Source organism: Xenorhabdus littoralis, from assembly GCF_033949345.1.
GTDB classification, from domain to species: Bacteria; Pseudomonadota; Gammaproteobacteria; order Enterobacterales; family Enterobacteriaceae; genus Xenorhabdus; species Xenorhabdus littoralis.
Window position 1 is genome coordinate 128637 of sequence record NZ_VCDP01000002.1, and the last position, 12462, is coordinate 141098.

The window sequence follows — 12462 nt, forward strand, 5'->3', positions numbered from 1 at the left end:
ATGCTTGGGTTATTTATCCAAATCCGACATAATTAAAGTCCCGTATTAACAATCTGATTATTATGTATTTTATAATCATTAATGGTTAATCCTTGTGTGAACTTTTCATCATGTGAGCTTAAAATAATAATTTTTTCATCTGAAAAAATGTTAATAAGCTCTTTAAAGAAATCGATGGACTTTAAATCCAATCCATTAGTCGGTTCATCAAAAATATAAACATCGACATCAGTCATCAGCGCTGATGTCAGTAATAATTTCCTTTTTGTACCCAGTGACATATCGCCAAATTTTATATTTAAATAACTTGATATACCGAAACCAGACAAGTAATCATCCAGATGACAGTGTTGATTTAATTTTTTGTAGCGTTTCGTCAAGTTTATAATATCAAGGCCGGTAAGGAAATGATAAAAATCAACACTGTCAGATAGATAAAACCCCTGTTTTTGCAAATTAAATTTTTGGCATTTATTTTCTTTGATGAAATTAATTTTACCTTTATTCATTTTTTTTAAGCCAGACAGACAAGAAAGGAAAGTTGTCTTTCCCGTTCCATTACTTCCAATAATACGATTTAACCCTATATTAAATTGACAATTAACGTTTGAAAGTATTTTCCTATCACCGACAATAGCTTCTAATTCAATAACTTTAAGCATAAAAATGTCCCCACAGATAAGAAGATAAAACAATAAAACATAATGCAATGAGTTTTGTATATTGTGTTCTTAATAAACATATTAATGTGGTAAAAATAGACATTATGCAATAATAAATAAATAGAGTCATAGGGAATAAAGGCATTAAAAACAAAGAGAAAAAAATACAAGATACAGAGAAAAAAGAAAAAGATAAACAGCACTTTAAAAATGATAGATTTTTTATAGAGATGAAGTTAATTAAATATCTAAGGTGGTTTTCGTTATTTTGAATTATTTTGTAGAATAATATCATTGATATATACAGCGTGTACCCAAAGAATATTATGGCAATGTCATTAGTCTTTTCGGGAGTTTCTTGACGTGCTAAATAAGCGACGGTAAATGAAATTATCATTGAGTTTATTATATTTAAACAGAATGTTTTGTTGGTTGATAGAAAATTAATTCCATTAATAAAATGGAAGGAAGGAAGGCGCTGTAGAAAAATACCACTTATTACAATGTTATTTTTATTGTTTTTTTTAGTTTGAATAAATAATTGGAAAGCTAAAGACAAAATAATAATCGTATAAAGAAAATCACACAATGGGTTATATCTAAATATAGATAACAATATAAATAAAAATGACAAAATCACAGTATGAATTATCATGAGTTCAGATAAAGAAAATCCAATCACTGCAAAGGAAGTGATTAAAAATAATATAGATGCTATGTGTGATACAATATTGTTGTTATCAGATAATAAACTGATTAAAAAGAAAAGGGAAATAGGAATAGAGCTATAAATCATAAAAATTATTCTACATGAAAAAAATGTTCTATCATTTATCAATGATGAAATAAATCCATTTGAATGTCTCAGAGGCAGTAAATTTTTTTGCAAAGAATAAAAAACAATATATATCAATAAGAATATTATGGATAGATAAAAACAACTTGTGGCACTATTTGGGATTACGATATAGTGTGATAAGTGTATCAGACCATTAAACACACCTCCGGATTTTGCTGGAATAAATAAAAACAACAAAAATAAAATGAGATTTTTATTTCCTGCAGCAAGTTTATTTATCTTACCTTTGTACTCCAGTGCGTCAGCAATAAATAAATTCATATTTATCTCCTAAAACCAAAATCTATATAATTTTCTTTTTGAATTTTCAAGGAACGCTGTTCTGGAATGCAAATATAAATAGTTACTAAAAACAACACACTGATTATTTTTTAATTTAAATCTATATTGATTTTCTTTTTGGTGTATGAGGTGAGTTAAATCTCTAAGAATAGAATGGACTTCTTTAGTGCATTTAAAGTTATTTATTAATGGTGAAAATGATATTCCAATATTTTTATTTATTTTTGAAAATATTTTTTTTGTGAATTGTTTATTAATGAAAGAAACACAATCATCATTAAATAAAGTATGAATTTTCTCGTTATACTTATCAACTAATAAGTTATAAATAGATTTTGCACTAACCAATATACTATCACCTCCAATTTCAGAGGGCGTTTCACAATAAAGAGCCAGTGTATCAGGTTGTGTTTTCTCGTGACCTTCATCTGTATGTACAGGTTGAGAATAATGAGATTCAAAAAACCATTTTGGTTTTTTTTGTGATTCTATTATTTCATATTTTTTATGTTTTCTATTTTTATTGTTTATGGTTTCTCCAAAGATGTTTTCTAAAAAAATGGCCACATCATTTACATTGTCTTCTTTATCAAAATTAATAATATATACATAGCCTAAATTATTTATATTTTCATTAATGTCTCGCTTTGTGTTTTTATCAATGTTTCCTTTTTTTAATTTATGAAAAATAACGTTGGGGTTGTATTCTGAAAGATTATATTCTTTAGTGTTAATAATATTTTTAACTTCATTAAATAACGTCAAGTTATTTGATTCCATTTTATTTCCTTAATTGTTTGTATAGGGCATCAATTTTTTTGATAGATTGAATATGTCCTTTGCTCTATTTGAGAATAAAAAGATGTTTTTTTCTATTGAAATTGCCATTGTTTGACATAATTTTATAATTCTTTCGGTTGTTCCATGATATGTTGAGTTTGATTTTATCCCAAATAATTCACTTCTATAGTTAAATATTTCCACGCCAACGATATAACTATGGAACAGAGTGTATATGGGGAATTTATTATCATTAAATATAGATTTAATGCCTTCTACTTCTACTGTGATTAGTTTATCATCTTCTTTCATATGACTGCTTGCGATATCATCAATAAATAAAACCATATGTATTAATTGATGAAAAATAAGTTCTAAAAAATCTTGTTTGCTAAAATTATCTTTGAAGTCAATACAGGCCAGCCCAATTGAGTTTTTTGTCGTTCCATTTGTGTACGAAGATAATTTGTTTATTATAACTAATTTAATAATTTTATTAATCAAAGTGTAAATTTCATCATGGTCTTTTAATGTATCAAACCATTCATAAAATATTTTGTTTTTTATCATATTTTCAATTTTTTCGGTATTTTCAGAAAACTTATCTTTTAATGAAATAAGATGGTTTTGACAAAACTTCAATCCTTCTTTATAAGATGTAAATACGGGGAATTTTTTATTTGGAATGACAGAAAAAACAGATTTATTTTTAATGAAGTCGTCATAAGAATGATAAAGATAAGGATGTAGACATATGGAATCATTCATAGATTGTATGATTGATTTATATCCGAGTATATAATACATATCAATACCTTTTAGATGTTTTTCATAATTAAATTTAATACGATATCATTTGTTTCTTTATTGCCAATAGAGAATCTAATGCTGTTATCAGTAACTTTTGAGAGGTTTTTAGGGAATGTGTTTATTTTTATGCCTAACTTAATAAGTTCAGTATTGAGTTTTTCTATCTTAGTGTTTTCTCCGGATTTGTCATTTTTTTTACTAAGAAAAATAAAATTGGCCTGACTGTTGGGTACGAATATATTTTCTAGATTAGATATTTTAGTTGTCAATTCATCTCTTAATGTTTTTATCTCATTTATATATCTTAAAATGGAACCATGTCTGCCTAGGATGTGAAGTGCCAGCTTTATTTTAAAATCACACAATGAATATTGTAGTGAAAACTTATTGATATATGAAGTTAGGTATCTATTTGAAATCAGATAGCCAAGACGTAACCCGGCAAAACCTATTTTAGAAAAACTTCGTAAAATAATAACGTTGTCATATGCGGTGATAAAATTTAAACAACTGGAGTTTTTCTTTGAATAGGCTATATATGCTTCATCTATAATAATAGGACATTTGCAATTGGCTATTATTTTTTCTAAATTGTTTTTTTCAAATAACACTCCTGTTGGATTATTAGGATTATCGATAATCACTATAGGATTCAGGTGTTTTTTCGTAGCTTGAATAATCGCAGGTATATCAAGATTTAGGGTGTTTGTTAAAGGGATTTTACATATATTCAATCGGCATATTTTTGATAATCGTGTAAACATAAAGAATGAAGGGTCTGGTATTATTAATGTGGTTTCTCTGGTCGTAAATGACAATAAAATTGTTTGAATGACTTCTAAAAGCCCATTGCCTATGAGTACATTGTTGTCAAAAGATATTTTATTTATTTGACATATTTTTTCTTTTAATTCATCAACATTAAAATTTGGATATCTATTTACATTGATAAGTCTTATTGCCTCATGGTTTTTTTCGTAATCTAAGTTAATCTGGTATGGTAATTCCATCAGACTTAGGTTTTCTTTGGCCTGATATTGTTTAATTTCTGGGATTTCATTATATAGATGATATCTATAAAAATAATTTTTGTTCATAAAATTAATTTCATTTCATATTAAATGGGAAAGGTTATAAAAATAAATTTAACTTTAAAGGAGCTTTCTCGCTAACTTGTTTTTCCAGTTTGAATAATCAATGGTGCTGTCACGTTCTATCATCGGAGGAAATGATTTTCTTTTGAATCTAAAATAATTTTCTCTCAGATTACCTTCTAAAGAATTATTGTAAGTAAGAAAAATACATTTTCTATGAGTATCTGTTAGGTTGTCATTTGATTTATGAAGAATAAACGAACTAAATATTATAAGGTCTCCAAACTTAGCTTGAATAGGTATCCATTTGTATTTTTTATAGATGGTTTTCAAAACTTCCCCTTTATTTATAGGCATTATTTTTCTTTTGAATGGGATTTTTGATATGTACAAGCAACCATTGCTGATTTTCATATCATCAATAGGTATCATTATGTTAAACATTTCTTTTTTAATAAATTTGGTGAACGCAGGGTGATCTTGGTGAGGTTTAAATCCCCCTCCTCCGCTTAGTTTTAAATTTATCTTGTCTTTAAATAGTAAGTATTTTTCTTCTATTATGCTTGATAGGAGTAGGGAGACTTTTTTCTCTATTTTATTTATAGATTTTATTTCATTGCTATCAATAAAATTTTCTATTCTGTTAAGTAGGATTCCGCCATCAATTATGCTGGATTCATAATATTTCATGATTTTTCCTGGCGTATCTTTCCTCGTATAAAGGTACTGAATATCCATATTAATGGCTGTTTTTTCTTCATCACTGAAGTGGTTTTTTATCAATATGTATCCTTTTTTATTTAATTGTTCTTTATATTTATTTTTCATAATTTATATAGTTCCTTATTTTTTATTATTTCAGATATTTTTTGATCCAGATTTTTTCTATTGCTATATATAGAATGAGAATCTTGAGTAGTTATGGCATTTCTAACCCAATAATTTTCTCTATCAATACAAATGATAGGTATTTTTTTCTGTTTGGCTATGACGGCAACCCATATATCGGACATGTTTTTTATCGGGAACGATTTCATTGAAAAAGAATGGAGTGAGGAATGATAAGCCAAAGTTCCTGTGCCGGGAATATTTACAATCGTATCTTCATCGAGAGACTTGCTAAAGTGTATTCCTTTTTTGTTTTTATAATATGATAAGAGTGAACTCTTATCTATGATATTACCATGTACACATATAAAAGATTTTCTTTTGTATTTTTCTACTTTATAAATTAGTTTTTTTATATAATCAGGTGGATAAATGAGATCATCATCTAGTGTAAATAAATAACCTTTTTTGTTTTTTAAAGGATAGAACTTAGAAGCATCACCAAAATCGCCAAATTGAGAACTCACGTAAATATTTATCTTACGTCGATTTAAAAATACAGGTATCTCATTATATCCATTCAAATATATATTGAGCTCATTAACTTGAGAATATATTGAACTAACAGAAAGAAATAAAGCCTCTTTTCTGGTAGGGATGCTGGCCATCGATGCTATCCTTAATGTTGTATTTTCTGTGAAAATATCATTTTTTATTTTCATATGCTTTCTTATAAATGTCACGTGCTATAGTTATTTCGTCAATAATAGTTGTATAGCTATCAATATTAGAATCTCTTTCAATTATTACAGCATTGGTATCTGTTTTAGAAAGTGCCAATTCGTATAATTCCCAGACTTCATTCCAAATTTTATTCGCATGAGTATCTATAAGCATATCAAATTTGTAACTTCCACCGGCCAAGTGTATTTCGACAACATGATCTAGCGGTAATTCAAGAAGGAATTTTTTTGGATCATAATTATGATTGACTGAATTAATAAATAAATTATTAATATCTAGTAACATTCCACAATCACTTTCCGTTATTATTTCATTGATGAAGTCTATTTCTATTAAGTCAGATCCTGGCATTTCGTAATAATAAGTGATATTTTCAAGTATAAAGTTATCATCAACTTCTGCTTTTATTTTCTTTATTTTTTCTATTATGTTAAAAGCATTCTCAGCTGAGAATTGTATTGGCATCAGGTGCCCAACTTCAATATCATCATGCTTTGTTGCAGATAAATGATCACTATACCACTTTGGTTTCTTATCAATAATGATGTTTTTTAATGTATTCAGATAATCATCATCTAAAAAACCGTCGCTCCCTAAGGACATATCTAACCCATGAAAGATAATGGGAACTTCCTTGCAACTTTTTTCTAAATAATCATCGTCATTATATAAGAAAAATTTTTCAGAATGTATTTCAAGAACGTCTATACATTGGATGTTTTGGTATATCTCTTTAGATATTGATGCCTTATAATTAACACCAACACCCATTTTTTCATATTTTTTCATTGTGGATCACTTTTTTATTAAAGGATATCAATTTTTTTTCTTTAAGTATTTTTAACGTTGATATAACAGACCCTTCATCAATGTTAAATAATTCGTTTGTTTTTTCTAATAATTCAGAAACAAGAATTGGTTTTTTACTTTTCAGAATAATATGGTGTATTATATTCCCTATCGATAATGAAATGACTTTATTGGAGTTTTCTTTCCTATAGAAAAGCACTTTGCTTTTTTTTCTTTGCGATTTTTTTTGGTAGTTTTCTTTTGAGGTGTTTTTATTAATATCTGATAATAAAGATAAAATATCTATGTTGAATTTTATGATCCTTATTGTTGGATTTGATATGAGTAGAGCTTCTGGTATCTCATTGTTTTCTATTTCATTCCCATTGTTTTCTTTTTCGTTATCTGATGTTTTTACTTCTAAGTTAATTATTATTTTATTTTTTTCTTTTTCATATAACGCTATGCTTTTTATAATGTTATCTTTGGTGTTTTTTATTATATGCCTACAAAAAAATACTGATTCAAAAATCGGGTTTTTTTTGACATTATCGTTGAAACTAAGGTTTATAAAATATTCTTCAAATTTACATTCAAATTTTTCTTTTCCTAAATAGGAATATAGAATGGGTAGGGCTGATATTAGCCCATCCATTCTTCTTATTTTTTGCAAAATAGATGATTTTACAAATTTATCCCCGTTAATTTTGAAGAAATTTATAATTAATTCTTTATTTTCTTTAGAGATGTCATGCTCTATCATAAATTTATGAGGGTTTTCATGCATCTTTATAGAATATTTCGGATTTGATATGAGCTTAGATAAATAAATATTTATCTCTTTGATTTTAGTATTCATGTTTATTCTTTTTAGATGTAAGTCATTATTAATCCCCCTTTTTATAAAAGGGGGATGGAGTTAGCTTATGGACATCCGACGCTATTGCAAAGAACTTCAACAGACGATTCGGATTCTTCAATAAATTCAATTTCCATTTATTTCCCCTATTTTTTAGTTAGGCTGTTAATAAATTAAAATGACTATTACCTTGCTGGCGATATTGAGTCTAATTTTATATTTCCCTATGTCAAGGGTTTGTTTTTTGTTTATCAAATAATTTCTTTATTTTTTTATTAACTGGTTGTTTTGGGTTAATATTTATATTATATAACAGTAAGTAAGGTAGAATTTGATTTTTATGAAAAATTTAAAATAATAATATTGTTTTCTCACATTATGAAATATTGTTATAAGTGTTAATCGATAATGTTGCATAACAAATCAATACCATGATTTGTTAATCAAGCGGGTTTTGTTTTTTGCATTTTATTTAGGTAAAATTTTATATTTTCTATTTTCGTCAAATGATTACCGTCCATTGGATATTTTGGTGGCGAATAATATTCCTATTATACCAACTGTGCCCTTTAAAAGGGCAGTAGTTCTCTGTGCATTAGAATCAGATCTACTATTGGAGTGGATAGGCAAACGACATCAATCGGTAAAGTGATATCATGGCTTTTTTGCAGTCATACTTCACTGGTAACGGAACTCGTTAGCTGTTCTGATATGATGTGGCTTAAGAAAGGGTAGAAGCAGGGCGAAATACGATTCGATTTTAATGCAATTAATGAAAAAGGATAAATAATATAATAGATAATATTATTTATCCTTTAAACAGAAATGGCGTTGTAACGGCTATTTATACTACTTTTTTCAGGAAGCAGGTTTTCAGTACTAATCCTTTGATTTTATCAGCACTACACTCAATCTCATCATCACGATGAGTCAGGCGGATGTTTTTGATCAATGTACCGCGTTTTAGTGTCTTGGAAGTGCCTTTGACCTTCAGATCTTTAATCACCTGAACTGAGTCACCATCATTCAGCTGCGCACCATTAGAGTCTTTTACTTCGTTATCCATCGTATGGAGTCCTCATGTTTACTTTTACACCAACCAGGGATTATAGAGAGAAAAATGATTTTTTTAAAGGTTAGTATGATTTTTTAGATGATGACTGCTGTTTTTTGTATTTTTATCGTTATTAACACTTTTATTATTATTAACATAATTTAATGCAAAAAAGGCCACTAATGTGACCTTAACGTAATGAAAAATAATATTTTTATTTTATTGCTCAGTATTTGCTTCGATAAACCATAAAAATTTGTCGAGATCACGGGATGCCGCAGTAAACATATCTGCGGTATTTTCATCTTCCGCATCAACAATTGCTTGACGGATAGCGTTAGCGACGATGGCGTAGCGTTCTGCCAGTTCTTTCAAATGATCCTGTACATCGTGAATATTTGTTGGGTAACTTTTCAGGATTGTATGTTTGTTCACTTCCTGAATCGTTCCCAAAGCTGTGCCTCCCAATTGAACGGCTCGTTCAGCGAATGTATCAAGGTGCTCGGTGATTGCGTCACGAAAATCATCCAGCATTTCATGAATAGAGATGAAGTTCCGGCCACGCATGTTCCAATGAGCTTGCTTCGTCAGCATAGACAGGTCGATAAATTGAGTCACCATATGATTCAAGATATAAATTGATCTTTGTTTAATGCCTTCATCAATATTATTGCGGGTATAAATCAGGTCAGAAGTTTGGGTTCTGATTAATTTTGCTGTACTCATAATAATGTCCTCTTAATTCCAGATAATGAGTTATACCCGTTATATTTCAATTTGTTGCTTTGCTATCTGAACTACAATTTGAACTTTATTGGGTATACTTATTAGATGAAATAAATTTAGCTGACATCTTATCAGGAGTCATATCGATTATTTCTATTGTATTGATAGTTGTCGTATTGAAAGGTTTTTCATTGGAGAAAATGTAAATAAAAACCGGAGAATACGGGGCTTTCTCCGGTTTTCATCGTTAATGCCAGCATTTTGGGGATAAAGTAATTATTCTACTTTTTCTATTTTAGCTTTTTGCTTGATAGTAAAGGTTGAACCTATGGAGGCACATATAATGCAGAACAGCGCCGTCCACTGGGTCATCGTCAAGTGTTCGTTAAGGAAGATAATGCCTGATAATGCGCCCAGTGCAGGCTCAAGGCTCATTAATGTCCCAAACGTTTTGGCTGGCAGACGAGTGAGGGCTATCATTTCCAAAGTATAAGGGAATGCGGTGGATAAAATCGCTATTCCCAGTGCAATAGGCAGCAGCGAAACATTAAACAATATTTCAGGGCCAGTTTGTATTAACCCAATTGGGAAGAAGATAAAAGCAGCAATCAATGAACCAATAGAAACGGTCGCAGCGCCATAGCCTGCACCGGCACGTTGCCCGAAAATAATGTAAAGTGCCCAAAAAACACCTGCTCCCAATGCATATAAAATACCGATAGGATCAAGCGTGGTGACGCTATCTCCAACGGGTAACAGAAAACCCAAACCGGCGATAACCAAGGCAATCCAGAGGAAATCCAATAGACGTCGAGAGGAGAACATAGCTACGGCCAAAGGCCCTGTAAATTCAAGCGCAACGGCAATACCCAGAGGAATGCGGGATAGTGACATATAAAACAGGTAATTCATTGCCCCGAGTGAAATGCCATAGGCAAAAAGGGGAACTAATGAAGCCCGTTGAAATTTCAGACGCCACGGTTTAAAAATCAAAAATAGGATAATTGTTCCTAATGCAAGTCTCAGGGCCGTGACACCAGGTGCCCCAATGACAGGGAATATTGTTTTAGCCAGTGAGGCACCAGCCTGAATTGATGTCATTGACAGCAACAACAAAATCACGGGAAGCAGTGGAAAAGCACCTGCCCGATGTTTGGAAAGAGACATTTACAGAAACCTCAGTTACAACATGTTATTTAAGGGATCTATCTTCGCAGTGAAACAGATATAACTCAACTGTATTATCAATTGTGTATTTATTAGGCTGGCGTATAATCGGAAATTAAAAATAACGACGGAGTTTAATAATGAAAGAGATTATAGTGAAAAATTCCTCAGGAAAAAACCGATCTATTAAGAGCATAGCGGTTTATTGTGGTTCAAGTCTGGGTATTACTGAAATTTATAAAGAAAGTGCGATATCTTTTGCGAAAGAATTAGTTAAACGCGACATTACTTTAGTTTATGGTGGTGCAAGCGTGGGGATCATGGGAACTGTGGCGGATACTGTTTTGAAGGAAGGGGGAAAAGTTATTGGTGTGATCCCAACATTATTGGAAGAACGTGAAATTTCCCATAAAAACTTATCTGAACTGCATGTGGTAGAAACCATGCACCAACGTAAAAGTAAAATGATCGAACTGGCAGAAGGTTTTGTTGCGTTACCCGGTGGTTTTGGCACATTGGAGGAGTTTAGTGAGGTTTTTACCTGGAGCATGATTGGCCTGAATAACAAACCTTGTGGTATTCTCAATATTAATCAGTTTTATGATCCCCTGATTTCAATGATTGATAAAATGGCAGATGAACAATTCTTGCAGGAAAAATATCGCCATATGGCAATTATTGAACAAGATCCCGCTTTATTACTGGATCGTTTTAGTGATTATAAAGTTCCTTCGATAAAAAGGTATGACAAATAATTTTAATCTCAGGAGGAAAAGTGATAATAAGAACTGCGTCTATGCAAGATGTTGAGGCTATTTCATCCCTTTATAATATGTTGTTTAGCGAAATTTAGCTTGTTATTTTCAAGTTATTGCAAAAATATATTATTATCCGATAGTGGGAATAATAGTGGGTTAATATTTCTCAATCTTACTAGAAAAAGGATATTGAGGGATAATGCAATAATAAAATCAATGGTTATTTCATTTTAAAAATAAATCACTTTACACTCAGTCTGATAACGTCATTGTCACAGGATTAGTCATTGGTAAGAATGAAAAATTTGATTAGGATTAATTGGCCAACCAGATATTCAGAAACGCGTCTTTGGCTCATAACCAAAGGCGCGCCCTTAATAATTCTTGTTAATTATAATTTACCGTGCAGTCATAGGTCGAAATGTACGGCGGCTGATACAACCCGCCCGTGATATTTCCGACTTTCATTTGCAGAGTAATCCTGCAGTTTGCCGGAATATTCAATCCCACAGCACTGACCATGGTCGAGCCGTTGGCTACATACAGAAATGCTTCCCATGCAGCAGAATTATCCGGGGTGGTGATGAAAAGACGCAGTGTGATCTGATTTTGCCAGCCAGCCCAATTGAATCGGTCATAGTTACACAGAATGGAGCTCACAATTCCTGAAGGAATTTGTCCGTTCAAGGGAGACAGGGTTGTACCAGGAATATACACTCCGCCCTGAATTGGTCTAGGGCCTGAACCAGCGCGATACCAACGTGGCCCGACCTGTTGTGTGAGACTCTCTTCGGCTTGAGTTTGTTGTTGCAGCAACTCCAGCAGAGATGAATCTTCTTTGGTGAGATCTACTTGGGTCAACGAAACAGTTTGTTCCTCTTTTAATAATATATCAGAGGGAAGAATTAGCTTGTTCATTCACTTTCTCCTAATTTATCTTGAAAAGATGGTTATCTAAAGGACATTAAAACATCATGTGTATATAGTAAAAATAACCCATGAGAAAACCTAACTTAGGTTATTTATATATTTGAATGTGTTTAATAAAAA

At 30.7% G+C, this 12462-nt stretch carries 14 protein-coding genes; 1 reads left to right on the top strand and 13 read right to left on the bottom strand.

Features of this window, described 5'->3' with window-relative positions:
* Window positions 1-32: 32 nt before the first annotated feature.
* From FE394_RS00590 to rhtA, 12 genes are all read right to left on the bottom strand, one after another.
* A complete protein-coding gene (locus tag FE394_RS00590; RefSeq protein WP_319924465.1) occupies window positions 33-662 on the bottom strand; it encodes an ATP-binding cassette domain-containing protein in 630 nt (209 codons plus the stop codon).
* Window positions 655-1782, bottom strand: a complete 1128-nt coding sequence (locus FE394_RS00595) for a hypothetical protein (RefSeq protein ID WP_319924466.1) — start codon at window positions 1780-1782, stop codon at window positions 655-657. Before FE394_RS00595 ends, FE394_RS00590 begins: the two co-directional genes overlap by 8 nt.
* Before the next feature lie 9 nt (window positions 1783-1791).
* Window positions 1792-2583 (bottom strand): TauD/TfdA family dioxygenase, encoded by a 792-nt coding sequence (locus tag FE394_RS00600; protein WP_319924467.1) that lies wholly within the window; start codon window positions 2581-2583, stop codon window positions 1792-1794.
* A 9-nt stretch (window positions 2584-2592) separates the two neighbouring features.
* Window positions 2593-3390 carry a hypothetical protein gene (locus tag FE394_RS00605; protein ID WP_319924468.1) on the bottom strand — a complete coding sequence of 266 codons (798 nt, stop codon included), beginning with the start codon at window positions 3388-3390 and terminating at the stop codon, window positions 2593-2595.
* Between the two features lie 11 nt (window positions 3391-3401).
* Window positions 3402-4490, bottom strand: a complete 1089-nt coding sequence (locus FE394_RS00610; protein ID WP_319924469.1) for a pyridoxal phosphate-dependent aminotransferase — start codon at window positions 4488-4490, stop codon at window positions 3402-3404.
* Window positions 4491-4544: 54 nt separating this feature from the next.
* Window positions 4545-5315 (bottom strand): phytanoyl-CoA dioxygenase family protein, encoded by a 771-nt coding sequence (locus FE394_RS00615; RefSeq protein WP_319924470.1) that lies wholly within the window; start codon window positions 5313-5315, stop codon window positions 4545-4547.
* A complete protein-coding gene (locus FE394_RS00620) occupies window positions 5312-6037 on the bottom strand; it encodes a glycosyltransferase family A protein (RefSeq protein WP_319924471.1) in 726 nt (241 codons plus the stop codon). The genes FE394_RS00615 and FE394_RS00620 overlap by 4 nt, the downstream gene beginning before the upstream one ends.
* Window positions 6021-6848: an MbnB/TglH/ChrH family RiPP precursor modification enzyme gene (locus FE394_RS00625; RefSeq protein ID WP_319924472.1), complete on the bottom strand. Its 828-nt coding sequence runs from the start codon at window positions 6846-6848 to the stop codon at window positions 6021-6023. Before FE394_RS00625 ends, FE394_RS00620 begins: the two co-directional genes overlap by 17 nt.
* Window positions 6835-7707, bottom strand: a complete 873-nt coding sequence (locus FE394_RS00630) for a hypothetical protein (RefSeq protein ID WP_319924473.1) — start codon at window positions 7705-7707, stop codon at window positions 6835-6837. Before FE394_RS00630 ends, FE394_RS00625 begins: the two co-directional genes overlap by 14 nt.
* An 844-nt stretch (window positions 7708-8551) precedes the next feature.
* On the bottom strand, window positions 8552-8773 hold the full coding sequence (locus tag FE394_RS00635; RefSeq protein WP_319924474.1) for an alkylphosphonate utilization protein: 222 nt from the start codon (window positions 8771-8773) through the stop codon (window positions 8552-8554).
* 207 nt (window positions 8774-8980) lie between these two features.
* A complete protein-coding gene (dps, locus tag FE394_RS00640) occupies window positions 8981-9487 on the bottom strand; it encodes a DNA starvation/stationary phase protection protein Dps (protein ID WP_319924475.1) in 507 nt (168 codons plus the stop codon).
* Window positions 9488-9763: 276 nt separating this feature from the next.
* On the bottom strand, window positions 9764-10654 hold the full coding sequence (rhtA, locus tag FE394_RS00645) for a threonine/homoserine exporter RhtA (RefSeq protein WP_319924476.1): 891 nt from the start codon (window positions 10652-10654) through the stop codon (window positions 9764-9766).
* A gap of 140 nt (window positions 10655-10794) precedes the next feature.
* Here rhtA and FE394_RS00650 point away from each other — a divergent pair, with 140 nt between their 5' ends.
* Window positions 10795-11409, top strand: coding sequence for an LOG family protein (locus FE394_RS00650; RefSeq protein ID WP_319924477.1), 615 nt, complete (start codon window positions 10795-10797; stop codon window positions 11407-11409).
* Window positions 11410-11799: 390 nt separating this feature from the next.
* On the opposite strand, the gene FE394_RS00655 is transcribed toward FE394_RS00650, so the two are convergent.
* Window positions 11800-12330: a hypothetical protein gene (locus FE394_RS00655; RefSeq protein WP_319924478.1), complete on the bottom strand. Its 531-nt coding sequence runs from the start codon at window positions 12328-12330 to the stop codon at window positions 11800-11802.
* Window positions 12331-12462: the final 132 nt, after the last annotated feature.

Bases quoted from the DNA above. Each gene is read 5' to 3' on its own strand.
- FE394_RS00595 (WP_319924466.1), bottom strand. From the start codon at position 1,782: ATGAATTTATTTATTGCTGACGCACTGGAGTACAAAGGTAAGATAAAT.
- FE394_RS00620 (WP_319924471.1), bottom strand. From the start codon at position 6,037: ATGAAAATAAAAAATGATATTTTCACAGAAAATACAACATTAAGGATA.
- FE394_RS00590 (WP_319924465.1), bottom strand. From the start codon at position 662: ATGCTTAAAGTTATTGAATTAGAAGCTATTGTCGGTGATAGGAAAATA.
- rhtA (WP_319924476.1), bottom strand. From the start codon at position 10,654: ATGTCTCTTTCCAAACATCGGGCAGGTGCTTTTCCACTGCTTCCCGTG.
- FE394_RS00630 (WP_319924473.1), bottom strand. From the start codon at position 7,707: ATGAATACTAAAATCAAAGAGATAAATATTTATTTATCTAAGCTCATA.
- dps (WP_319924475.1), bottom strand. From the start codon at position 9,487: ATGAGTACAGCAAAATTAATCAGAACCCAAACTTCTGACCTGATTTAT.
- FE394_RS00610 (WP_319924469.1), bottom strand. From the start codon at position 4,490: ATGAACAAAAATTATTTTTATAGATATCATCTATATAATGAAATCCCA.
- FE394_RS00635 (WP_319924474.1), bottom strand. From the start codon at position 8,773: ATGGATAACGAAGTAAAAGACTCTAATGGTGCGCAGCTGAATGATGGT.
- FE394_RS00605 (WP_319924468.1), bottom strand. From the start codon at position 3,390: ATGTATTATATACTCGGATATAAATCAATCATACAATCTATGAATGAT.
- FE394_RS00655 (WP_319924478.1), bottom strand. From the start codon at position 12,330: ATGAACAAGCTAATTCTTCCCTCTGATATATTATTAAAAGAGGAACAA.
- FE394_RS00615 (WP_319924470.1), bottom strand. From the start codon at position 5,315: ATGAAAAATAAATATAAAGAACAATTAAATAAAAAAGGATACATATTG.
- FE394_RS00600 (WP_319924467.1), bottom strand. From the start codon at position 2,583: ATGGAATCAAATAACTTGACGTTATTTAATGAAGTTAAAAATATTATT.
- FE394_RS00625 (WP_319924472.1), bottom strand. From the start codon at position 6,848: ATGAAAAAATATGAAAAAATGGGTGTTGGTGTTAATTATAAGGCATCA.
- FE394_RS00650 (WP_319924477.1), top strand. From the start codon at position 10,795: ATGAAAGAGATTATAGTGAAAAATTCCTCAGGAAAAAACCGATCTATT.